The organism is Sinorhizobium saheli, from assembly GCF_001651875.1.
Taxonomy (GTDB): domain Bacteria; phylum Pseudomonadota; class Alphaproteobacteria; order Rhizobiales; family Rhizobiaceae; genus Sinorhizobium; species Sinorhizobium saheli.
Window position 1 is genome coordinate 362,656 of record NZ_LNQB01000073.1, and the last position, 22,513, is coordinate 385,168.

23 protein-coding genes are annotated in these 22,513 nt (G+C 64.1%); 7 read left to right on the forward strand and 16 right to left on the reverse strand.

From position 1 onward, the window contains the following. Nucleotides 1-64 precede the first annotated feature (64 nt). On the reverse strand, nucleotides 65-1,996 hold the full coding sequence (locus tag ATB98_RS15135; RefSeq protein ID WP_066875042.1) for a DUF2207 domain-containing protein: 1,932 nt from the start codon (nucleotides 1,994-1,996) through the stop codon (nucleotides 65-67). Between the two features lie 106 nt (nucleotides 1,997-2,102). Further along, complete coding sequence (locus tag ATB98_RS15140) at nucleotides 2,103-2,651, reverse strand: LemA family protein (RefSeq protein ID WP_066875044.1); 549 nt, start codon at nucleotides 2,649-2,651, stop codon at nucleotides 2,103-2,105. A gap of 291 nt (nucleotides 2,652-2,942) precedes the next feature. On the opposite strand from ATB98_RS15140, the gene ATB98_RS15145 reads away from it, so the two are divergent. Continuing rightward, complete coding sequence (locus tag ATB98_RS15145) at nucleotides 2,943-3,227, forward strand: hypothetical protein (protein WP_066875045.1); 285 nt, start codon at nucleotides 2,943-2,945, stop codon at nucleotides 3,225-3,227. On the opposite strand, the gene ATB98_RS15150 is transcribed toward ATB98_RS15145, so the two are convergent. The 5 genes from ATB98_RS15150 to ATB98_RS15170 all read right to left on the reverse strand — a co-directional run bounded on the left by ATB98_RS15150 (nucleotide 3,228) and on the right by ATB98_RS15170 (nucleotide 6,623). Continuing rightward, complete coding sequence (locus tag ATB98_RS15150; protein WP_066875047.1) at nucleotides 3,228-4,190, reverse strand: glycine--tRNA ligase subunit alpha; 963 nt, start codon at nucleotides 4,188-4,190, stop codon at nucleotides 3,228-3,230. A gap of 97 nt (nucleotides 4,191-4,287) precedes the next feature. Beyond that, on the reverse strand, nucleotides 4,288-4,479 hold the full coding sequence (locus ATB98_RS15155) for a hypothetical protein (RefSeq protein ID WP_066875049.1): 192 nt from the start codon (nucleotides 4,477-4,479) through the stop codon (nucleotides 4,288-4,290). 154 nt (nucleotides 4,480-4,633) lie between these two features. Next, complete coding sequence (locus ATB98_RS15160) at nucleotides 4,634-5,500, reverse strand: S49 family peptidase (RefSeq protein ID WP_066875051.1); 867 nt, start codon at nucleotides 5,498-5,500, stop codon at nucleotides 4,634-4,636. Between the two features lie 93 nt (nucleotides 5,501-5,593). Next, nucleotides 5,594-6,367, reverse strand: coding sequence for a tRNA1(Val) (adenine(37)-N6)-methyltransferase (locus ATB98_RS15165; protein WP_066875592.1), 774 nt, complete (start codon nucleotides 6,365-6,367; stop codon nucleotides 5,594-5,596). Nucleotides 6,368-6,401: 34 nt separating this feature from the next. Continuing rightward, nucleotides 6,402-6,623, reverse strand: coding sequence for a putative signal transducing protein (locus ATB98_RS15170; protein ID WP_066875053.1), 222 nt, complete (start codon nucleotides 6,621-6,623; stop codon nucleotides 6,402-6,404). Nucleotides 6,624-6,731: 108 nt separating this feature from the next. Between ATB98_RS15170 and ATB98_RS15175 the strand changes: the two genes are divergently transcribed. The 4 genes from ATB98_RS15175 (at nucleotide 6,732) to moaB (ending at nucleotide 11,214) form a co-directional block, all read left to right on the forward strand. Continuing rightward, on the forward strand, nucleotides 6,732-7,748 hold the full coding sequence (locus tag ATB98_RS15175; protein WP_066875055.1) for a polyprenyl synthetase family protein: 1,017 nt from the start codon (nucleotides 6,732-6,734) through the stop codon (nucleotides 7,746-7,748). Between the two features lie 161 nt (nucleotides 7,749-7,909). Beyond that, entirely contained in the window at nucleotides 7,910-9,739 is a 1,830-nt protein-coding gene (locus tag ATB98_RS15180; RefSeq protein ID WP_066875057.1) for a tetratricopeptide repeat protein, read from the forward strand. 7 nt (nucleotides 9,740-9,746) lie between these two features. Continuing rightward, complete coding sequence (locus tag ATB98_RS15185; RefSeq protein ID WP_066875059.1) at nucleotides 9,747-10,655, forward strand: 4-(cytidine 5'-diphospho)-2-C-methyl-D-erythritol kinase; 909 nt, start codon at nucleotides 9,747-9,749, stop codon at nucleotides 10,653-10,655. Between the two features lie 7 nt (nucleotides 10,656-10,662). Then, nucleotides 10,663-11,214, forward strand: a complete 552-nt coding sequence (gene moaB / locus ATB98_RS15190; RefSeq protein WP_066875061.1) for a molybdenum cofactor biosynthesis protein B — start codon at nucleotides 10,663-10,665, stop codon at nucleotides 11,212-11,214. A gap of 532 nt (nucleotides 11,215-11,746) precedes the next feature. Here the strand turns inward: moaB and ATB98_RS15195 are convergent. Further along, a complete protein-coding gene (locus tag ATB98_RS15195) occupies nucleotides 11,747-12,280 on the reverse strand; it encodes a glycosyltransferase family protein (RefSeq protein WP_066875063.1) in 534 nt (177 codons plus the stop codon). Nucleotides 12,281-12,449: 169 nt separating this feature from the next. On the opposite strand from ATB98_RS15195, the gene ATB98_RS15200 reads away from it, so the two are divergent. Beyond that, the gene (locus ATB98_RS15200; protein WP_066875065.1) at nucleotides 12,450-13,607 is read left to right on the forward strand and encodes a PA0069 family radical SAM protein; all 1,158 of its coding nucleotides are present in this window, start codon (nucleotides 12,450-12,452) and stop codon (nucleotides 13,605-13,607) included. 264 nt (nucleotides 13,608-13,871) lie between these two features. Next, nucleotides 13,872-14,522, forward strand: coding sequence for a ribonuclease HII (locus ATB98_RS15205; RefSeq protein WP_066875067.1), 651 nt, complete (start codon nucleotides 13,872-13,874; stop codon nucleotides 14,520-14,522). A 213-nt stretch (nucleotides 14,523-14,735) separates the two neighbouring features. Here ATB98_RS15205 and ATB98_RS15210 read toward each other — a convergent pair whose 3' ends face one another. From ATB98_RS15210 to ATB98_RS15245, 8 genes are all read right to left on the reverse strand, one after another. Beyond that, on the reverse strand, nucleotides 14,736-15,221 hold the full coding sequence (locus tag ATB98_RS15210) for a F0F1 ATP synthase subunit B (RefSeq protein WP_066875069.1): 486 nt from the start codon (nucleotides 15,219-15,221) through the stop codon (nucleotides 14,736-14,738). A 13-nt stretch (nucleotides 15,222-15,234) separates the two neighbouring features. Next, the gene (locus tag ATB98_RS15215; protein WP_066875071.1) at nucleotides 15,235-15,852 is read right to left on the reverse strand and encodes a F0F1 ATP synthase subunit B; all 618 of its coding nucleotides are present in this window, start codon (nucleotides 15,850-15,852) and stop codon (nucleotides 15,235-15,237) included. 70 nt (nucleotides 15,853-15,922) lie between these two features. Further along, entirely contained in the window at nucleotides 15,923-16,150 is a 228-nt protein-coding gene (locus tag ATB98_RS15220; protein WP_066875073.1) for a F0F1 ATP synthase subunit C, read from the reverse strand. Between the two features lie 82 nt (nucleotides 16,151-16,232). Then, on the reverse strand, nucleotides 16,233-16,985 hold the full coding sequence (locus ATB98_RS15225; RefSeq protein WP_066875075.1) for a F0F1 ATP synthase subunit A: 753 nt from the start codon (nucleotides 16,983-16,985) through the stop codon (nucleotides 16,233-16,235). Nucleotides 16,986-17,045: 60 nt separating this feature from the next. Next, nucleotides 17,046-17,405 carry an AtpZ/AtpI family protein gene (locus ATB98_RS15230; RefSeq protein ID WP_066875077.1) on the reverse strand — a complete coding sequence of 120 codons (360 nt, stop codon included), beginning with the start codon at nucleotides 17,403-17,405 and terminating at the stop codon, nucleotides 17,046-17,048. 294 nt (nucleotides 17,406-17,699) lie between these two features. Then, a complete protein-coding gene (locus ATB98_RS15235) occupies nucleotides 17,700-18,875 on the reverse strand; it encodes a cell wall hydrolase (protein ID WP_066875079.1) in 1,176 nt (391 codons plus the stop codon). Nucleotides 18,876-19,320: 445 nt separating this feature from the next. Then, complete coding sequence (locus ATB98_RS15240) at nucleotides 19,321-21,222, reverse strand: potassium transporter Kup (RefSeq protein WP_066875081.1); 1,902 nt, start codon at nucleotides 21,220-21,222, stop codon at nucleotides 19,321-19,323. Between the two features lie 17 nt (nucleotides 21,223-21,239). Further along, nucleotides 21,240-22,217, reverse strand: a complete 978-nt coding sequence (locus ATB98_RS15245; protein ID WP_066875083.1) for a magnesium transporter CorA family protein — start codon at nucleotides 22,215-22,217, stop codon at nucleotides 21,240-21,242. Between the last annotated feature and the right edge of the window lie 296 nt (nucleotides 22,218-22,513).

Below are 22,513 nucleotides of genomic sequence, written 5' to 3' on the forward strand. Positions count from 1 at the left end.
GTTGCCGCGGGACTTAGCAAGCTCTGGCGAAAATGTCATCAAGTCCGGCGAGGAAATTGGGCGCTCACCAGCCCCCACCGCCGCCGCCCCCACCGCCGCCGCCGGAAAAGCCGCCGCCGGAGGAGAAGCCCGAAGACGAGCTCTTGGGCGGCGGCGGCAATGAGGAGGTGATGGTGCCGGCCATGGACTCGGCAAATCCGCCGATCGTGTCGGTGAAGGAACCGGGACCGAAGGAATCGCCGTGGTACCAGTTCGGCTGGTAGGCTGCCGCCGCCGCGCCCGCCGAGGCGGCGACAAGCCAGCGCTCGAAGGTCTCGGTCCAGGGCCGTTCGACACCGAGGGCGACGGCATAGGGCAGCAGGGTCTCGAAATGCCGGGGCGACATTTTCGGCGCGCCCTGCATGTTCAGCCGCTCCTCTTCCGCGAGCGTCATATATTGCCGGAGCCCGTCGATCCCATCCATCATGCGCGTGCCGAGCGGCGTCGGCGCTCCCATCAGATAGAAGAACAGGACGTTGACGAGCGCGATGCCGCCGATCGCGAAAAGGAGCGGCAGGTCGTCAGGCTCGGTTGCCGAGAAGAGGAGCACGGCGACGACGCTCGAAAAGACCGTGAAGAGGACGAAGCCGATCGCGGCCAGGACCACGATCGACAGGATGCGACGCTTGAGGCTCGAGCCGCGCCCGACCGATTTGCCGAAGGACACGGCGAAGATGGAAGCGAAGACGGCGAAGAAGACCGGGACGATGACGAACGGAATGCTTTCCTCGGCAAGATCGCCGAAGATCAGCAGCGCCGCGACGGCGGCGATCGACAGCAGGAGGCCGCCGATAATGTAGCCGGTGTTGGCGCGATAGTATTTGCCGCGATGTTCGCGCTCCATCGCGCTGCGGAAGCTCGACCCCGCGGCCGCGACCGTCTTGCCGTTCGCCCGGTCGATCCTGAGCTTGCCGCCGGCGGCCTCGACCGCCTTCATCACCATCGCCTCGCCGGTCGGGAGCTTCTCGCCGCCCTTGCCGGTCGCGGTGACAATGATGGCATTCTTCAGATCGTCGAGGACGACATGGCCCTTGACCGCGAGGTTGAGCATGGTCGCCGACAACGCCGTCCAGCCTTCGCCGGAGAAACCCTTGTTATCGATATAGTTGACGAGCGCGGGCGAGATGCCGTCCGGCGGGTCCCAGCGCGGCACCATGACGCCGCGGGCGGGATCACGACCGACACGCCCCCAGGCGCGCCCGTAATAGAGCGTGACGACGACGAGGCCGGCGCCGGCAATCGCCAGCGCCAGATGGTCGCGCAGCCACCAGATGTTTTCCTGCGACGCCGTCGGCGGCTCGATGCTGCCTTTGGGCAGCATGATCGCGATGGTCAGCCCTTCCTGAGGGCGCAGCCGGCGCGTGGTGGCGAAGAAGATCTCGCCGCCCTCCTCGACCGCCCGCGCATCCTTGCCGGTGGCACCGTAGCCGCCGGTGAAGACGTCGAGCGCCTGCGCCTTGACCCCCTCCGGCAAGGTCACGGTCGCCGTTGCCTCCTCGATCGGGAAGATCCATTCGGTTCCGGTCACGTTCCAGTAGATCTCGTCATGATCGTCGAAGAAGCGTATCTGCCGGCTTGTCTCGTAGGTGATCTGAAAAGTGTGCTCGCCGCGCGGCAGGAAAACGTCGGCGCTGCCGGTATAGACGCGGATGCCGCCGTCGATCGATTCCGTGCGATGCTCCTCCTCCTCGCCGTCGCGTTCGACGGAAACGAGATTGAAATCCACCCGGCTTCGCCGACCGTGCGCGTCGGTGAAGGTCAGCGGGAAATCGCGATAGATGCCGCGCCGGATCCGGTTCCCTTCGACATTCGCGGTGATCGTCTCGGTCACCGTCAACGTGCCGTCCTTGGCGACCTCGATGACCGAATGAAACGACGAGATGAACTCCTCCGCCGCCGCGACAAGCGGCATGGCGAGGACGAAGAGCACGGAAACAAGCGCCGCGAACGGCCGCATCGCCGCCTTTCCCCTTGAGCGCGCCTTTGCATCCCACATGTCGTCACCCCAAACCGCTGCCCAAGCGACATGCATTTGAATTGGCATGTCGCGACCGCAAAATGCTCTAGAACTTGACTGACGGCACCGCGCGATCGGCCTCGTTGGTGATCTCGAAATAGCTTGCCCTGGCGAAGCGGAAGGCGTTGGCGATCAGGTTGGACGGAAAGCTCTCGACCCTGACATTGAGATCACGCGCCGCACCGTTGTAATAGCGCCGCGACATCTGGAGTTCGCCTTCGATCGTCTCCAGCGACCGCTGCAGTTCGGCGAAATTCTCGTTGGCCTTCAAGTCCGGATAGGCTTCCGCAAGCGCAAAGACGCGGCCGAGCGCCTGCGACAACGCGCCTTCGACGGCCGCGCGAGCCGCGACATCGCCTTCCGGCACCGATTGCGCCCGATTGCGCAAGGCGACGACCTCCTCGAGGGTCGACTTCTCGTGCGCCGCATAGCCCTTCACCGTCTCGACCAGATTGGGAATGAGATCGGCGCGCCGTTTCAACTGCACGTCGATGCCAGACCAGGCCTCCGCGGCCACCTGCCTTGCCTTCACGAGACCGTTATAGACGAAAATGAGATAGAGGATCACGGCGACCCCGATTGCCAGCCCGATCATGGAATCCCTCCTTCAGAACCCGCCGGACATTAGCACCGTCTCCCCGTCCGAGATACCGGGCGCAAGGGCGAAAAGCACGCATTTCCCGCACCATTCCAGGCATTTCTGCAGGAAACGGACGAACGGCCGCAGGCTTACGGTTTGGGATTCCAACCCGAACGGAATCGCTGCCTTGCTGGAAATTTTCATGCGGCCCGCTCAGGACGCCAGGCTGTTCCGCCGGTAACGGCGCGCGGGCCGTCGGTGATCGATACTCAAAGCATCGAACAACCGCAGCACGAAGCCAGGGCCATGAGCGCGCTCGCCACTCTCGTCAACGTCGTCGCCTTTACGGCGCTCTTCGCCGCCCATGCGAGCGCGGCACCGGTCGAGAGGCCGAGCGGCGTCCGCCGCGCCTTGCAAATCTATGCCGGCGAGTTGTCGAAGGGCGCGTCACTGGCATTGGAACCGATGTTACGGCTCGATGGGGGCGAGCTTTTCTGCCCTGACCACGGCGCCTTGCCTGCCGGCGCGCAAGGGTCGGCAAAGCGGCCCGCCACCCTGCCATGTGGACGGGCGATCAGCCTCGTCTCGTAATCACGCCGCGTCCTTTGTCCAGTTGGCGCCGCCCGCATCCGTGAGCAGGAAAGCTTCGCCGCAGGCCTTCGCGAGCGTCCGCACGCGCAGGATGTAGCTCTGGCGCTCCGTTACGGAAATGACGCCGCGCGCATCCAGGAGATTGAAGACGTGGCTCGCCTTGATGCACTGGTCATAGGCGGGCAGGACGCATCTGTGCAGGCGGTCGTTGCTGGCGTCGCCGGGCGCGCCGGCGGCGAGCAGCGCCATGCACTCCTTCTCCGCGTCGATGAAATGCTGGTGCAGCATCGCGGTATTCGCATATTCGAAGTTGTGCCGCGAATATTCCTGCTCGGCCTGCAGGAAGACGTCGCCATAGGTGATCCTTTCGGCGCCCTCGCGGCCGTTGAAGTTCAGGTCGTAGACATTGTCGACGCCCTGGACATACATGGCCAGGCGCTCGAGACCATAGGTGAGTTCGCCCGAAACGGGCGAGCATTCGATGCCGCAGACCTGCTGGAAATAGGTGAACTGGGAGACTTCCATGCCGTCGCACCAGCATTCCCATCCGAGCCCCCAGGCGCCGAGCGTCGGGCTTTCCCAGTCGTCCTCGACGAAGCGGATGTCGTGCAACAGCGGGTCGAGGCCGATCGCCTCGAGCGAGCCGAGATAGAGCTCCTGCAGGTTGGACGGATTCGGCTTCAGGATCACCTGATACTGATAGTAATGCTGCAGACGGTTCGGGTTCTCGCCGTAGCGGCCGTCGGTCGGACGGCGCGAAGGCTGGACATAGGCCGCGCGCCAGGGCTTTGGCCCGAGCGCCCTCAGCGTCGTCGCCGGGTGGAACGTGCCGGCACCGACCTCCATGTCGTAGGGCTGGAGCACGGCGCAGCCCTTGTCGGCCCAATAGTTGTGCAGCGTCAGGATCAGGGCCTGAAAGGAGCGCTTCGGGTTCATGTGGTCCGGGAGGGATGCGGTCGTCATGGGATCCAAGTCCGAATTCTTGCGATTTTGCCGGACAGGTGCCACGCCGCAAGGAAAGGGTCAAGCGCCTTGCCCGGCCGGGCCGGGTCCACCCTCCTCATTCGTCGTCGCGCTTGAGGCGGTATTCTCCCGTTTTCGGATCCTTAACGAGCGTGCCGTCGGCGCCGGTCTCGCGCTCCCGGCGCAGGCGCTCGCGCTGGCGCGTCACCCGCTCGGCATCGGCGATGAACTTGCGGTAGCCGAGCCAGGCGATGAGGGCGACGATCAGGAGCAGGATGATCTGCGGCATGGTTCCTCCTCTGCGGCTCCTCGCAGCAGACCTGGATTTCGGCGAGGAGATGCAGTGCCTCGAAGTGTTACAGCGACCTCGCCCGTCTGACCAGAGGCTGGCGACCGCCGCCCGAAAACGCCGCCCGAAACCACCGTGCGATCGGCGAGCCGCTTCAGAGTCCGAAACGCGACCAAAGCGCCCTTTCCTCGATCGCCTCCATAAGGCCCGCGGCCGCGGCTGCAACCAGGGGCGTTGCGATTTCGCCGGCCACCGCGGCGCCGGGCTGGCGCCGCCCGAAGAGGCTGCGCGCCGGCTGGATCAATTCGAGCCGAGCCTTGTCGCCGTAGCGCTTCCTCACCTCGCCGCGCATGTCGCCGAGACCGTCGACGAGGCCGAGCTGCTGGCCGCGCCGTCCCGTCCAGAACAGTCCGGTGAAAATGTCCGGATCGTCTGCCAGCAGCGAGCCGCGCCGCGCCTTGACCATCTGGATGAACGTGTCGTGAATCTCGAGCTGCAGGCTCTTCAGGAACTCGACGTCACGCTGCTTTTCCGGCTGGAACGGATCGAGCACCACCTTGTTTTCGCCCGCCGTGTAGACCCGGCGTTCGACGCCGATCTTCTTCAGGAGCTCCGGAAAGCCGAAACCGCCCGAAACGACGCCGATCGAGCCGACGATTGAGGTCGGATCGGCAATGATCTCGTCACCGGCAAGCGCGATCATGTAGCCGCCGGACGCGGCCACGTCCTCGACGAAGATCAGCACGCGCTTCTTCTTCTCAGACGCAAGATCGCGGATGCGCTGGTAGATCAGCCGGGACTGCACCGGCGAGCCGCCGGGCGAATTGACGGAAATCGCCACCGCCGGAGCTTCCTTCACCGAGAAGGCCTTTTCGAGAAGCGGCGCCACGGTCGCAAGGTTGAGAACCGGGCGGAACTGGCCGCCGCCGGCCATGATCGTGCCGTGCAGCCTGACCGCCGGAATCGTCACTCCATCCCGGCGGAACCGCCTCGGCATCAGCTTTTTCAAGAACCCGGCCATTTCCACTCCTGCCCGCTCACGAATTCGTCTGTGCATGTATGCATTGGCGCCGCAAACGCAATGCCGTGCCTGCCGTTAATCGTCGCCCGTCGATCATCGGCGATGATAGGCCGTGCGGCCATTGTTGAGATCGTCGACCTCAGGGCAGAAACGGTGGCTTCCCTCGCCATGCATGACGAGCGGCGCGCGCAGCGCCAGCCGCTTGCGGCTCTGCTTGATCGCGGTGACGAGAATCCGCACCGCATTCTCGCCGGCCCGCGGCAGGAGCGGCGTGATCTCGATACCGCCGAAGCGGCGGCCGCAGGCGGCGATGATCTCGGCGATCGATTCCGGCCGGGCGATCAGCGAGAGCTGGCCGCCCGGCTTCATGATGGCCCCGGCCGTCTTGATCCAGGTCTCGAAAAGGTCGTCGCTCATCGCATGGGCCTCGGCCTTGAGGCTGTCCGGCGTCCTGCGGTCGGCGGCATCGTTGAACGGCGGGTTCATGATCACGTGGTCGAAGGCATCGTCCGGAAGCCCGGCGGCGGCCCGCGCCTTGCCGTTCAGCGCAACATCGGCCTCGAGCACCGCGACGCGGGACGCAAAATGGGCGTTTTCCGGCAGGGCAAGGCTGCGGCGGGCGAAGTCCGCCATGATCGGCGAGCGCTCGACGAGAAGCACCTCCGCCTCCTCGATCCGCGCGGCGACGGCCATGCCGGCGGCGCCGGCACCGGCGCCGAGATCGGCGACGCGGCACCGGCCGCTGCAGGCAACGAGGGAGGCGAGCAGCATCGCATCCATGCCGGAGCGATGCCCGCGGCCGAGCGGCTGGATCAGGTGGAACCTGCCGCGATGGAACGCGTCCACGGTCTCCGGCGTTGCTGTCATCGTCGCTTCCGTCATGCGCTGAAAAGAGCGGGCTTCATTGCCGCAGTTCCCGTTCCAGGCCGGCATCGACGAGAATGCGGCGCGCCCGGTCCGCGTCGTCCTCGGCAACGAGGAAGCGCCGCGGCAGAAGGCCGAGCGAGCCTTCGAGGATGCTCATGTCCTGGTCGGCGATCAGGCAGGCAATGCCCGCGTCCTTCATCAGGCTTGCGGCGAAGGAGAGGAGGACGGCGTCGTTGGTGCGGATCAGTTCCTTCATCCGGCTTGAATTTCCCGTTTCAATTTCCAGCGGGCGGGACAAATCGCCTCTTGCCGCCCGATGCCCCAATTTCTATTGTCGAAACCAAGTGAAACAGGAGTCCGGGCCTTGGGCGTAGTGATACCGCTGGAAGACAATAAAAACAAACAGGCGTCGGTGAAGCCGCTTGTCGACCTGACCTTGTCCGACATGGAGCGGGTCAACCAGCTCATTCTTTCCAAGGCAGGCTCCGACGTCCAGATGATTCCGGAAGTCGCCAATCACCTGATTTCGTCAGGCGGGAAGCGGCTGAGGCCGATGCTGACGCTCGCTGCCGCCTCGATGTTCGGCTACGAGGGAGACGGCCATATCAAGCTTGCGACCAGCGTCGAGTTCATGCACACGGCGACGCTCCTCCACGACGACGTGGTCGACGAGAGCGACCTGAGGCGCGGCAAGTCGACGGCGCGGACGATCTGGGGCAACCAGGCGAGCGTGCTCGTCGGCGATTTCCTGCTCGGCCAGGCCTTCCGGATGATGGTCGATGTCGGCTCGCTCGATGCGCTCGACGTGCTTTCGACCGCCGCTTCGGTGATCGCCGAAGGCGAGGTCCTGCAGCTTTCCGTCGCCAAGAACATGGAGACGACCGAGGACGATTATCTGGAGGTCATCCGCGCCAAGACCGCGGCCCTCTTCGCCGCCGCCTCCGAGGTCGGGCCGATCGTTGCGGGCGCCGGCAAGGCCGATCGCAACGCGCTGAAGTCCTACGGCACGAATCTCGGCCTCGCCTTCCAATTGGTCGACGACGTCCTCGACTATGGCGGTTCGTCGAGCGAACTCGGCAAGAATGTCGGCGACGATTTCCGCGAGGGCAAGATCACGCTGCCGGTCATTCTCTCCTATCGCCGCGGCACGCCGGAGGACCGGGCGTTCTGGCGCGAGGCGATCGAGGGCGGCGCGAGCGATGCGGCCAATCTCGACAAGGCGCTTGGCCTCATCCGCCGCTACGGCGGACTGACGGACACGATCGCGCGCGCCCAGCATTACGGCACGATCGCGCGCGACGCGCTCGCGCCGCTGCCCGCCTCGCCCTGGAAATCGGCACTGATCGAGGTGATCGATTTCTGCATCGACCGCGTGAGCTGAGGGCCGGGCGGCGGGTGAGCTCCGGCTTTAGGAATTTCTTGCCGCGCCGCGCCAAAAAAGCCATTCTATTCTTTAAGATTTGCGTCCAGCGATTTCCAATCGATTCCGGACCAACCAGCGGTGGCTCCGCCAGTCGGACCGCCGGCGATGAAAGGTTTGATATGCGGCAGAATACAATCCTTCGCCTTCTCAGCGGCGCGGCGATGCTCGTCCTCGCGTCGGTGGCGGGCGGCCATGCAGTCCTTGCCGAGGAGAAAGCACCTGTCGAGGACGCCAAGCCTTTCGACGCCAGGAAAGTGAATACGTTTGCCGGCGCCTTCCTTGCCGCGCGCACCGCGGACGTCGATCGCGACTTCGCCACGGCAACGGAGCTCTATCGGATCGCGCTCAAGTTCGAGCCCGACAACAACGACGTCAAGCAGCGGCTGATGATCACGCTCCTGATGAGCGGCAAGTTCGATGAGGGCGTCAAGATCGCCGAGGACCTGAAATCCGATCCGGCGGTCGAGCGGATCACAACGGTCGTCCGCGCCATCGAGGCGATCCGCAAGCGCGAATACCGCAATGCCCAGCGGCTGTTGGACTATAAAGGCCCGAACGACCTCGACCGGATGATGAGCACGCTGCTCTCCGCCTGGGCCAAGTTCGGCCAGGGCCGTCCGAAGGAGGCGCTGGCGCAGATCAAGGCGCTGGAGGGCCCGGAGTGGTTCCGGGTTTTCAAGAACTATCATGCCGGAGCGATCGCGCTTGCGGCCGGTGACAAGACGACCGCGCGCAGCAGGCTGAATGATGCCATCCTCGACCGCGAAGGCGGCAGCGCGGCGCCCGACACCTTCATGCGGGCTGTCGAGGCGCTGGCCCGCTTCGAGGCGCGGGAAGGCAACAAGCAGAAGGCCCTGGATACGATTGCCGTCGGCGAGAACCTCGTCAACAATTACACGCCGCTCGAGGCGCTGAGAAAGAGCATCGAGGAAGGCAAGCCGCAGGAACAGCAGGTGCGCACCGCCGTCCAGGGTGCCGCTGCCGTGCTCTTCTCGGTCGGCGGCGCGCTCAATCGCGAGGGCGCCGAGGACATCGTCTCGCTCTATCTGCAGACGGCGCGCCGGCTCGACCCGGAAAGCGCCGACATCCTGGTGATGCTCGGCGGCATCGCCGAAAACCTGAAGAAGACGGAAGAGGCCATCGCGCTCTACAAGAGCGTACCGGAAGATTCGCCGATGCGCCGCCTTTCCGAACTTCAGCTCGGGCTCAGCCTTGCCGATATCGGCAAGGTCGACGAGGCCAAGAAGCATCTGAAGGCGCTGATCGAGGTCGATCCCAAGAACATCCGCAACTATCTTGCCTATGGCACCGTGCTTTCCGATGCCAAGGACTACAAGGAGATGGGCGAGCTTTACGACCGCGCGGTCGAGGCGATCGGCCCGGTGCCGAAGCGCAGCGACTGGACGGTGTTCTTCCAGCGCGGCATCGCCTATGAACGGCAGAAGATGTGGGAGAAGGCGGAGCCGAACTTTCTGAAGGCCCTGGAGCTCAATCCTAACCAGCCGCAGGTGCTCAACTATCTCGGCTACTCCTGGGTCGACATGAACATAAAGCTCGAAGAGGGCCTCGACATGATCCGCAAGGCGGTCGAGCTGAAGCCGGACGACGGCTATATCGTCGACTCGCTCGGCTGGGCCTATTTCCGCATGGGCCGGTTCGACGAGGCGGTGGTCGAGCTCGAGCGTGCGGCGGAGCTGATGGCCGGCGACGCGACGATCAACGATCACCTGGGCGACGCCTATTGGCGGGTCGGACGCAAGCTCGAGGCGGTGTTCCAGTGGAACCAGACACTCGAACTGAAGCCCGAGGAAACGGAAATTCCGAAAATCAAGGCGAAGATCGAAAACGGCCTGCCGCCGCTCAAGCCGCAGGTCCCGGCCGCGGCGGATGCCAAGGAAGGGCTGCCGAAGAAAGTCGACCCGCAGGCGGCACCGGGCAAGAAGTCCTGATTTCAGCATGCAGGCGGACGGCATTCCGGGTTTCGCGCTGACCGTTGCGGCGCCGGCGAAGATCAATCTGGCGCTGCACGTCGTCGGCCAGCGTGCCGATGGCCATCATCTTCTGGAGAGCCTCGTCACCTTTGCCGGTTGCGGCGACCGCATTGGTCTCGAACCGGCGGATGCCGACCGCTTCACGCTGTCGGGCCGCTTTGCGGCCGATGTGCCGCTTTCCGGCGGCAAAGGCGGCAATCTCGTGCTGAGCGCCCGCGACCTCTTGCGGCATGAGCTCACTTTTGAGGGCGCGACCGCCGGGCCCGTTCACCTGCACCTCGAAAAGAACCTGCCGGCCGCCTCGGGAATTGGCGGCGGCTCGGCAGACGCGGCCGCGACGCTTGGCGGACTGCTGATGCTCTGGGGCGCCTCGTTGGCGCCGGCAAGGCTCCGGCGTCTCGCGCTCGCGCTCGGTGCCGACGTTCCGATGTGTCTCGAGAGCCGCCCGCTGCTGGCAAAGGGGATCGGCGAGGAGATCACCCCCCTGCCCGACCTGCCATCCTTCGCAATGGTGCTCGTCAATCCGCTCGCCCCCGTCTCCACCCCAATGATCTTCCGGAGGCTCGTCAAGAAGGACAACCCGCCGCTTGCCTTGCCGGAATGCGCAGGCTTCACGGACGACTGGCTGGCGGCGATCGCCGCCATGCGCAACGACCTGGAGCCGCCGGCGCGCGCCCTCGAGCCGATGATCGCAGACACATCGGCCGCGTTGACGGCCGCGGGCGCCGCGCTCGTCCGGATGTCCGGCTCGGGCGCGACCTGCTTCGGGCTGTTCGATGACGATGCAAGCGCCGCGTCTGCCGCCGAGAGCATTTCCGCCGCGCATCCCAAATGGTACGTTCAGGCGACGCGATCCGCAGGAAAGAGAGGATAATCCCGAGATGCCCGGCATCGACGAAGCACGAACCTTCATTCCCGTCGGCATCGCCGTGCTCACGGTCTCCGACACACGCACGCTCGCGGATGACAAATCCGGCGACACCCTCGAGGCCCGCATCCGCGAAGCCGGCCACCGGCTCGAGGCGCGCGCCATCGTTCCGGACGACCGCCAGAAGATCTACGATCAGGTCAGTGCCTGGACGCTCGATGAGGCGATCGACGTGGTCATCACCACCGGCGGCACCGGATTCACGGGCCGCGACGTGACGCCGGAGGCACTGGAGCCGCTTTTCGAAAAGCGCATGGACGGCTTCTCCGAAGTGTTCCACCGCATCTCCTACGACAAGATCGGTACGTCGACGATCCAGTCGCGCGCCACGGGCGGCGTCGCCAATGCCACTTTCATCTTCGTCCTGCCGGGATCGCCCGGCGCCTGCAAGGATGCCTGGGACGGCATACTGAAGCAGCAACTCGACTACAGGCACATGCCCTGCAATTTCGTCGAGATCATGCCGCGGCTCGACGAGCACCTCCGACGCGGCAGCTCTTCTTAGAGCATTTTGCAGTCGGGTGGGGTCACCTGACGTCGCACAAATTCGGCAACAAAAAGATGGAGCTGTGGCGCGAACGCAAGTGAGTGCGTCCCGCTCCAGCCGCGCAAGTATCGCAACAGCACTGCGGCGTCCGCTCGTACTGTCGGCCGCAGTCAGCCGCGCGAAGGTCGCCACCTGTCGTCGTACCCAACCAGGCGGTTGGAGCCAGCACGCAGTCAAGCGCAACTGACGATTTGTCGTGTTCCATTCGGAACAGCCAGGGCGAGATGAACCCGCTAGATTATAGTGGTCAGCTTCGCTCGAAGCGGGCAAGGCAGGCACCGGTTAGCCGTTTCGAGCGAAGCATGGACGCCTCTTCCCAGCCATAAAGGGCGGGAGGCAACGCATATTACATGCTGCCCATTCGGAAAGGGGGGCATGCATGGCAAGACATTTCACAAGCAAGGTCATTTGAGAGGCACCTGGGGGTACCGCAAAGGTACGCCCCTTCTTGCTTCGGGGATCGTGCTCTGGGCCGATGCTGGGGACCGGCCTAGAGCCGCTCTCCGACGGCGCGATTGCCGGCGGCGACCCAGGCCGGAACGAGCTCGGTCGCGAGCTTGCGGACGGCCCGACCATTGGTCATATCGCTGAGCCGCATGTCGCTCCGCGCGACCGCAACCGCATCCCGCTTTCGCATCAGGAACCCGGCCTCCAGTGGCGCCGGGCGCGACAGCCGCTTGAGAAGCGGGCGCTTGTGCAGGCGCGAGGGAGAAAACCGCGCCGGATTGTCGTTGAGCGATACGTATTCCGCCAGTTCATCCACCCAGCGCCCGATCGGACGAGCACCCGGCTCCAGAAACATCAGCCAGTCACCGCGCGCCGAGCGGACGATCTCGCCGAGGTCCCAATCGACGCAGAAGCGGCAGCCGGCCGCATCCGCAATATGGGGGGAGCCGTCGGTCGACCCGTGATCAAGGATGATGACATCGCTGACGAGCCCCTCCACGGCGCCGGCGACGAGCACGGAGAGCGTTTGTGCAAGCTCCACTTCGTTGTCCCTGGTTTCCATGATGATCGTCAGCATAGCCGTTCCTACCGCATTGCAGCGCAAAATACTACACGCTTGCTGCGCCGGTCCTTCGGCCACTCGCGATGCCGCTTGCGTTGATTTTTGTTCTTGCTTTGTTCTCCGTACTGCGATAGGAAAATAGTCAGTACCAACGGAGTCGAAGATCGACTCCCGGGAGATTCCGATGAACGAGCTGTCTCAACTCAGGCAGGGCGCCTTTGCGCCCGGCAACAACGCCGACATGGCCGAAGCCATCGTCCAGGGAAGCGGCATCCGGATCGAAATCGATCGCCGCCGCGGCCGCGGCGCCGGCCTCAATATGTCGGGGCGCTTCGAGCCGCGGACGCGCGAAGCTTTTGACGACGGTTGGCAGACGATCGAGGAACTGCCGCCATTCAAGACGGAGGTGCAGGTCGAGAAGCCGAGGGCGGTCATCACGCGCAACGAATCCCCCGATATTTCCTTCGACCGTTCGATCAACCCCTATCGTGGCTGCGAACACGGCTGCATCTATTGTTTCGCGCGCCCCACCCACGCCTATATGGGCCTGTCGGCAGGACTCGACTTCGAATCCAAGCTCTTCGCCAAGCCGGATGCGCCTCGCTTGCTCGAGCGCGAACTGGCGAGACCCGACTACAAGGTCCGGCCAATCGCCATCGGCACCAATACCGATCCCTACCAGCCGATCGAAAAGGAATGGCGGATCATGCGCGAGATCCTGGAGGTGCTGAAGGCCGCCAACCATCCGGTGATGATCGTCACGAAATCGGCCATGGTGACCCGCGACATCGACCTGCTCGCCCCGATGGCGGAAAAGGGGCTGGCCCGGGTCGGCATTTCGGTCACGACGCTCGATCGCAAGCTGGCGCGCACCATGGAGCCGCGGGCGTCGACACCGACCAAGCGGCTCGAAGCGATACGCCTGATCTCCGAGGCCGGCATTCCGGCCGGCGTCCTGGTTGCGCCGATCATCCCGGCCCTCAACGATCACGAGATCGAGCGCGTGCTCGATTCGGCGAAGACGGCGGGCGCCTCGGAAGCGAGCTACGTGCTCTTGCGGCTGCCCTTGGAGGTGAGCCCGCTCTTCCGCGACTGGCTTCTGCGGAACTATCCGGACCGCTATCGGCACGTCATGTCGCTCATCCGCTCCATGCGCGGCGGCAAGGACTACGATGCCGAGTTCGGCAGGCGGATGAAGGGAAGCGGCCCCTATGCCTGGCAGATCGGCCGTCGCTTCGAACTCGCCGCGAAGCGGCTCGGCCTCAACCTGACGCGCCGGCAATTGCGGGGTGATCTTTTCGTGCCTCCGCTTGGAATGGGCGTTCAACTTTCGCTGCTCTGATCGGGCAATGCGCCTGTGGTTGACGGCGGACCATCCAAGTGCGTTCCGCATGAAGCGGCAGGCGCGCTTCCAGTCGCAGCCGACGGGTCCGGTTCGCCGCCGGCGGCGAAGGCGATTTCTACCGCCAGCGGATGCGGTGCGGCCGCAGACAATTCGGTTCCAGCACATCCTTTGCCTCGGGATGGAGCTGGTTTCCCCTCGGTGACCGCCGCACCGATACCGAGGGGCTTGAAGGGAATCGGGCGCATATGCGATGGTCCGCCCATGTCACGTCGCAAGCTGCCCGATTCCCCCCTTTTCTCCCTTGATCCGCCCGTTCCGGACTTCAGCTTCGAACTGTCCGCACGGCGGGACGGCTTCTGGCCGGTCGCCGGAGCGGATGAGGCGGGGCGCGGACCGCTCGCCGGTCCGGTCGTCGCCGCGGCTGTCATCCTCGACCCCGACGCCGTTCCCGCCGGTCTCAACGACAGCAAGCTCTTGCGCCCGGACCAGCGCGAGGCGCTCTTCGCCGAAATCCTCGCGACGGCGACGGTGTCGATCGCGTCCTCTTCGGCGACGCGCATCGACACGACCGACATCCTCAAGGCGAGCCTCGATGCGATGCGTCGCGCCGTCCACGGGCTTGCGACCGCAGCAGGCTTCGTACTCGTCGACGGCCGCGACCTGCCGCCCGGGCTCTCCTGCCACGGCAAGGCGATCGTCAAGGGCGATTCGCGCTCCGTCTCGATCGCCGCCGCATCGATCGTCGCCAAGGTGACCCGCGACCGCATGATGGCCCGCGCCGACGCCACCTTTCCCGCCTACGGCTTCGCGCTCCATGCCGGCTATGCGACCGAGCGGCACCGGGTCGCCATCGACAGCCATGGCCCCTGCTCGCTTCATCGCATGAGTTTCCGCCCCTTCCGCCAGGTCTGACCGCACCGAGCGTAGCTGGGCCCAATGCCCGTCATCCCCCTGCCGGGACCTTCTCCACGTCCGCAGGCGGGGAGAAGGGGCACGCCGCACCGCCTCCGTCCCCTCACCTCGGGTGCGGGCGTGCACAGCACCGCCGCCAAATCATCAATGATGCAACAAAAAAGCTCCGCCGGGGCGGAGCTTTCCGATGGTCGATGAGCAATGGACCTGGAACTAGTTGAGGCGCGACTTGACCTCGCCGAGCGCCTTCTTGAAGAGCGCTTCCTGTGCGCTTGCATCGGCCTTGCTTGCCAGCACCTTCTCGGCGGCGCTGATTGCGAGGTCGACGGCGGCGGCGCGAACGGCGTTGATGGCGTCGCTCTCCGCCTGCTTGATCTTCTGCTCGGAAAGTGCCGTGCGGCGCGCGACATATTCCTCGGTCTTCTGCTTGGCTTCGGCGGTCAGCATTTCCGCCTCGCGCTGGGCTGCAGCGACGATGCTCGCGGCTTCCGCCTCGGCATCTTTGCGCTTGCGCTGGTACTCGGCAACCAGGCTCTGCGCTTCCTCGCGCAGGCGCTTGGCTTCGGCCAGTTCATTGCCGATCTTCTCGGCTCGGGCGTCAAGCGCCTTGCCGATCATGCCCGGAACCTTGAGGTAGGCAATGATGGCAAAGAATAGGATCAAGCCGACGAGGGCGTAGAAAGTCGCATCAAGAGCCATGATTTTCCGCTCCTCAGTTGTCGGCCGAGGCTTTGACCGCGGCTGCGATCTCGGCTTTGGTGACGTTGCCGCCGATCAGTTGCTGGACGACAGCGGTCGCCGTTTCCTCGGCGATCGCGCCGACATCGGCGAGCGCCTTGGACTTGATCTCGGCAATGCGCGCCTCGGCGGCGGTGATCTTCTTCGCGAGCTCGGCCTCGACACCGGCGCGGTCGGCGCTGGCTTTCGTCTTGGCTGCTTCGCGGGCGGTGTCGGCGATCGAATGGCCCTTGGCCCTGGCGTTCGCCAGTTCCTGCTCGTAGGAGGCGATGGCGGCGTCGGCCTCGCCCTTGAGACGGGAAGCTTCGTCGAGATCCTGCGCGATCCGGTCATGGCGCGTTTCAAGGATGCCACCGATGCGCGGAATGATGACCTTCGACATCAGGACGTAGAAAAGGCCGAACGTGATCGCAAGCCAGAGGACCTGCGATGCGAAATGGGAAGAATCGAAGGGCGGAAACACGCCGGAGCCATGCTCGCCTTCGTGGGCCACACCCGTTTCGGTGTGCACCTCACCGGCCGTAGCGGCATCGTGTGCTTCGTTGCCTTCGGTGGTGGTTGACTGCTGGGCATAGGCCGCGGTCACAAACATGCTCACCTCCAGGTGCAAGAAAATGCGCGGCCGCGACCCGGAGGGCCGCGGCCGAAAGCTTCAGCCGATATTAGACGGCGAAGAGGAGGAGAAGCGCTACGAGCAGCGAGAAGATGCCGAGAGCTTCCGTAACGGCGAAGCCGAAGACGAGGCGGCCGAACTGGCCGTCAGCAGCCGACGGATTGCGCAGAGCGCCGGCGAGATAGTTGCCGAAGATATTGCCGAGGCCGAGAGCCGTGCCGGCCATACCAAGGCATGCGAGACCTGCGCCGAGGAACTTTGCTGCTTCCGCTTCCATAATTGACTCCTTCGAATGGTGTTGCGGCTTAGGATTTGCGCGCCCGGCGGCTGGCCGACGGGACGCGAGCGACTGTTGTTTCTTAGTGGCTTCCCGGGTGGACGGCGTCGTTGAGGTACATGCAGGTCAGCACCGCAAAGACATAGGCCTGGAGGAAGGCGACCAGGAATTCAAGACCGGTAAGAGCGACGGTCATGAGGAGCGGCAGAACCGCGCCGCCGATGCCGAGCGCACCAAAAGCGCTGAGCGAGGCGACGAAGCCCGCGAAGACCTTCAGCGTGATATGGCCGGCCAGCATGTTGGCGAAGAGACGAACCGAGAGGCTGATCGGGCGAGAAAGGAAAGAGATGATTTCGATCGTCACCACCAGCGGCAGGAGCGCGCCCGGCACGCCATGCGGCACGAAGAGCTTCAGGAAGCCGAGGCCATGCTTGTAGAAGCCATAGAGGACGACCGTACCGACCACGAAGACCGCGAGCGCGAAGGTCACGATGATCTGGGCCGTGACCGTGAAAAAATAGGGGAACATGCCGAGCAGATTCGCCGTCAGGACGAACATGAACAGCGAGAAGACCATCGGGAAGAACTTCATCCCGTGATTGCCCGCCCCTTCGCGCAGCATCGACGCGATGAATTCATAGGACATTTCCGAGACGGACTGCATGCGCGTCGGGATCAGGCCGCGCTGCGAGGTCGTCAAATAGAGGAAGCCGGCGGCGGCACCGACGGTCGCGACCATGAACAGCGACGCGTTGGTGAAGGAAAAGTCAATTCCGCCAATCTCGATCGGGACAATCTTGTTGACCAGGAACTGGTGGGTCGGATCGTTTGACACCGCGCTTCTCTTTCGTTCTGCCCGCCCGCAAGCGGAAACCGTGTTCGTCCGGACGACACCTCAGGCGCCGCCCTCGTCCTTCTTGTCTTTCCCAGCGCCGTCTCTCCGCGGACCGGGTGTCGCCACCAGACCGGCAGAACGCAGCACGTTCAAAACACCGGCACAGAACCCGAGAAGCAGGAGGACGATCATGCCCCACGGCCCTGTACCCGCAAAGTGGTCCAAAAGATAGCCCAGAAATGCCCCGACCACGATTCCGGCGATGAATTCGCTCGAAAGCTTCATCGCCTCGGCGTAGCCTTTGCGGCTTTCCGCACCGCGAAGCTCCACCTCTTCCGAGACATCCTGCCGCTTCGACTCGATGTCCTTGCCAAGGCGCTTCAACCGCGCTTCAAGACTGTCTTCCGGCTTCTCCGTCACATGGCTCCCCTTTGCAGCCCCACGCGGTCTAGAACGCGATCTCGGTCATACAAACGGCCGGCGTTCAAGCCACGTTTCGGCCCCATTTGAAGTCGGGCGCAACATAGTTTTAGGCACCCGCATAGTCAAGGCATGCGAGCACCTTCATCGTGTACAATTTTCGTGTGTTATTTCAAGTGGTTAGCTACGAATACCGGTCGCCTGCGACAAAGCGACAAGGGGAATCTTCGCCATCCGCGCGGCCTTGCGGCCCGGGCTCGACGCTCGCCGATCGATCAGAACTCAAAGCGTGGATCAGCTCCAGCCGCCGCCATAGGTGCGATAGAAGATGTGCAGGCCGATCTGGCCCACCCGTTTCATCGTCTTCGCCCAGGCCGGCTTCACATAGGTGGCGTGATAATGCGTCGCGGAACCGACCTCCGGCAACCAGATCTTGCCGGCGGTCACCGCCATGGCGACTTCCTTGGCGGTCTTCCAGTGCGAGCGCGAATAGATCAGGTCTCGGATCATGTCGCAGGCGAAGGAGAACTGGCAGCGGTTGCGCCAGGCCTTGTTCTGGTAAACTACGCCGCAGATGGTCTTCGGGTAGGTCGGATTGCGGACGCGATTGAGAATCACCTGGGCAACTGCGGCCTGGCCTTTCAGGGGTTCGCTGCGCGCCTCGAAATAGATGCCTTCCGCGAGGCAGGTCTGCTCCTCCTTGCTGAAGACTCCAGGCGGCAGGGGCGTTGCGGCCCAGGCGTGATCGTCGGGCGAGATGTCCGGAATGAAGCGGCCGCCGTTGCTGTCCTCGCGCAGGATCGAATCGAAGGGCGATTCGCGCGCATAGTCCGGCTCGGGCCGGACATAGGCGGTCGCAAGGATATCGGGCTTTTCGTTGGTGACGAGCTTGGCGAGCATCGGCGAAAGGCCGGGCTCGGGCTTCGGCGGCCTTTTCCGGTAGAAGGCCGTGGCGATCTCGATCTCCTTGCCTTTGATCTTCGGCTTGGCGAAGATCATCTTCTCCTGGCTGTCGAACGTGGGCTCCATCAGCGCGCTTGTCCGCTGCAGGATCGAGCCCGCGGTAAAGTCCTTCGGCGGCGTCACCGGGGTGACGGCGACGATGCGCCCCTTCTTGAGCTTGCGGGTGACGCGATCTTCGTCCGGCGTCCCCTGGTGCTTGGTCTCCGCCGTCAGGGCGACGCGGCTGCCGTCCGGCAGCGTTATCCCGGCTCCGCCGTCGAGCGCGCCGGCGGTGATCGGATCGCTGAAGACCATCTCGACATCGTGGACTGAACCGGCCGGCGATTGAGTCAGATACATGCGCCAGCGCTCGCCGCCACGATTGATGCCGGAGAGGAACGTCGCGAGATCCGCATAGGCGGCGACCGAGGGAAAGCCGAGGAAGATCGCCAGGCCGATGATCGCCGGCGCGTGCCAGGCCGCGAGGGACAGGCGAAACTTGCGACGCACTTTCTTACTCTTACGCACCGGTCGGCTCCACGCAACTCTTACTCGGGCACGCGCTCTCGCAGGCCGGCGGCGGCAGGTTTCCTTGAATCGGGGCAGATTCGAGGATGAAGACATGCAGCGACCGACAGCAAGATTCCATGCAGGACGCTTAAGTTTCGGAAGCGACCGGACGGCTGAGCGGACCGCTTCGTTCGAGCCTTGAAAATGAAGCATTAACCTTGATGTTTGGTTAATGCGGAATGGTCTTGTAGCGCCTGGGCGTCAACGCGTGCGGGGTGAGGGGATTGCGCGGCCGACCCTCATCCGTTGCCGGCAGCTTCTCCGCACCCGGGAAGAGGGACTCGCGGCCCCCCCGTCATGCCCTCTCCCGTCCTTACGGAGTCCTTATGGGGAGAGAGTTAGGGTGAGGAGCATTTCCCGGGGGGTTGAACCAAGGGCAATTCATCGCGGAATGGGCGCGCGATCAGATGATCACATGCGAGCCGAGCTCGACCACGCGGTTCGTCGGCAGGCGGAAGTAGTCCGACGGATCGATCGCCGCGCCGGCGAGCGCGATGAAAAGGCGGTCCTGCCAATAGGGCATGCCGGACTCGGCATCGGGCACCAGCTTGCGCCGGCCGAGATAGAAGGAGGTCGACATGATGTCGAACTTCAGGCCCGACTTGCGGAAGAGGCCGAGCGCCTGCGAGACGTTCTGCGTTTCCATGAAGCCGAACTTCATCTCCAGCAGGGTGAACCGTTCCGAAAGCGGCCGGACGCTGACGCGATCCTCCTTCGGGACCTTCGGGGTGTTGGCGGTGCGGATCGTCAGGATGAAATTCTGCTGATGCAGCACGTGATTGTGCTTGATGTTGTGCAGCAGGGCGGCGGGGGTGGAATCCGGATCGCCGGTGAGGAAGATCGCGGTCCCGGGCACCTCGACCGGCGCATGCTCGCTCTTGCGCTCGATCGACTTGATGAAGCTCGCGAGCGGAATGTCGATGTGACGCGTCTTGGCATGCAGCAGCGCCGTGCCGCGCTTCCACGTCCACATGACGACGATGAAGGTGGCGGCGATCAGGATCGGCACATAGCCGCCATCATGGACCTTCAGCATGTTGGCGCCGAGGAAGACGGATTCCAGCAGGAAGAGCGGCAGCAATGCCCCGGCCGCCCACCAGGCCGACCAGTTCCAGCGGCTGCGCAGGAACTCGAAGGAAAGCACCGTGGTCACCACCATGGCGCCGGTGACGGAGATGCCGTAGGCGGTCGCCAGCGCCTCCGACGAACCGAAGACGAAGACGAGCGCCATGACGCCGAACATCAACAGCGTGTTGACGTTCGGCAGGTAGATCTGGCCGGTGTGGGTCTCGGACGTGTGGAAGATCGCCATGCGCGGCAGGAAGCCCAGGTGGATGGCCTGGCGCGTCAGCGAGAAGGCGCCGGTGATCACCGCCTGGCTGGCGATGATGGTCGCCGCCGTCGCAAGGATGACGACCGGCAGCAGCGCCCATTTCGGGAACATCAGGAAGAACGGGTCCGACATCGCCTCGGGATTGTCGAGGATGAAGGCGCCCTGGCCCAGGTAGTTCAGCGTCAGCGCCGGGAAGACGATGACGAACCAGGCCCATTGGATCGGCCGACGCCCGAAATGGCCGAGGTCCGCGTAAAGCGCTTCCGCGCCGGTGACCGTCAGGAAGACGGCGCCGAGAACAACGATGCCCACATAGCCTTCGTTCCACATGAAGGTGGCGGCGTAGAGCGGATTGAAGGCGGCGAAGATCGACAGGTCGTCGGCGATATGGGCGACACCGACCCCGCCCATGACCAGGAACCAGACGAGCGTGATCGGGCCGAAGAAATTGGAGACGGCCCCCGTCCCCTTCGATTGCACCGCAAACAAGGCGAGGAGGATCACCACGGCGATCGGAACGACATAGTCGCTGAGCGCCGGCGTCACCAGCTTCAGGCCTTCGACGGCCGAGAGAACCGAAAGCGCCGGCGTGATCATTGCGTCGCCGATGAAGAGAGCCGCCCCCGCGATCCCCATGAAGAACAGGATCGCTGCATGGCCATTGGCCGTCTTCATCAGGAGCGCGAGCAGCGAGAGCGTGCCGCCCTCGCCCTGGTTGTCAGCCCGCAGCAGGAACAGCACGTATTTGATGGTGACGATGATCGTCAGCGACCAGATCATCATGGAGATCAGGCCGATGACCTCGACATCCGTGACACCGTCGTGGGCGACCGGCCGCAGCGCTTCACGGAAGGCATAGAGCGGACTCGTGCCGATGTCGCCATAAACGACGCCGACGGACCCGAGTGCCATGGCGAGCAGCCGGCGCATATTCTCGGACCCATGGATGGCAGGGGCAGACAATTGAGACATGGACGTCCAACAGGCTCTTAAAGCCAGCCTTTCCAGCGGAAAAAGAAGAAGGGGATGAGGGCCGAAAGCACCATCGCCGCGAGCGCCCACGGATAGCCGAACTGCCAGTCGAGCTCGGGCATTACGCGAAAGTTCATGCCATAGATCGACGCGACCAATGTCGGCGGCAAAAGAACGACCGAGGCGATCGAGAAGATCTTGATGATCGCATTCTGCTCGACGTTGATGAGGCCGAGCGAGGCATCGAGCAGGAACGTGATGTTGCCCGAAATGAAGGCAGCGTGTTCGGAAAGCGACTGGATGTCCCTGGATATCGAACGGCAAAGCTCCCGACTGTCCTTGTCCTCCTGCACGTCGGGAAGGGTATAGACGAAGGTCAGCAGCCTCGATAGCGAAGCGAGACTGTCGCGCGTCTTGGCGACGAGCCGGTGGTGCCCAGCCACATCGCGCAGGCGCGCTTCGAGGAATTGCGGCGGCCGGCGCCGGGCGGAAGTCTTGTCGCCAAAAACCTCGAGCGACAGGCCGTCGATCCTGAGGACGGCCTGCTCGAGAATTTCCGCCGTCCGGTCCGCAATCGTCTCGAGCAACCGGGTCAGGATCACCACGCCGTTGCGGCAGCCGCCGGGGAAGCGACCAATCCCCGCCTTGAAGAGGCCGAAGGCCCGCGGCTCGGCGTAGCGGACGGTGACAAGCCGCTTGCCGGCGAGAATGAAGCCGACGTCGGTCAGGCCCGGCATCTCGGTATCGCTGCGATAGACCAGCGACGCGGTCATGAAGACGGCGTCGTCCGCGATGTAGAGGCGGCTCGACGGCTCGATGTCCTTCAAGTCGTCCCGCGTCGGAATGGTAATCCCGAGCAGGCTCTCCATCATCAGGTCTTCCGCCTTGGTCGGCTCGACGAGGTCGATCCAGACGAGATCGGCGCGCAGGGCCGCCGGCGGCTCCGCTGTCGACAACGTGACAGCATCACCGTTGGCACAATAGCCGGTGATCATGTGGACGCCTTTTTCATGCGGCCGCCGACGATGAACTCTGGGGGTTTGGAGCGATCAGCCGCCACACGATTTCCACATTGCAGATTCATCTGGATCGACGATTTCCCGGCCGGTTGCCGTTGGGCGGAAATCTCCGACGTGACGCGCGGCTCGCCTTGCCTTGTGCGCGCGAGCCAAGCCATATGGCGCAACGCCCGCGCAAAATCAATGGCCTTTGCGCATGCGACGTGCCCGCGGCCTTACGCCTCCGGCACGCAACGGCGCGGACCGCAAAGCATTATTTCCAAGATCGATAC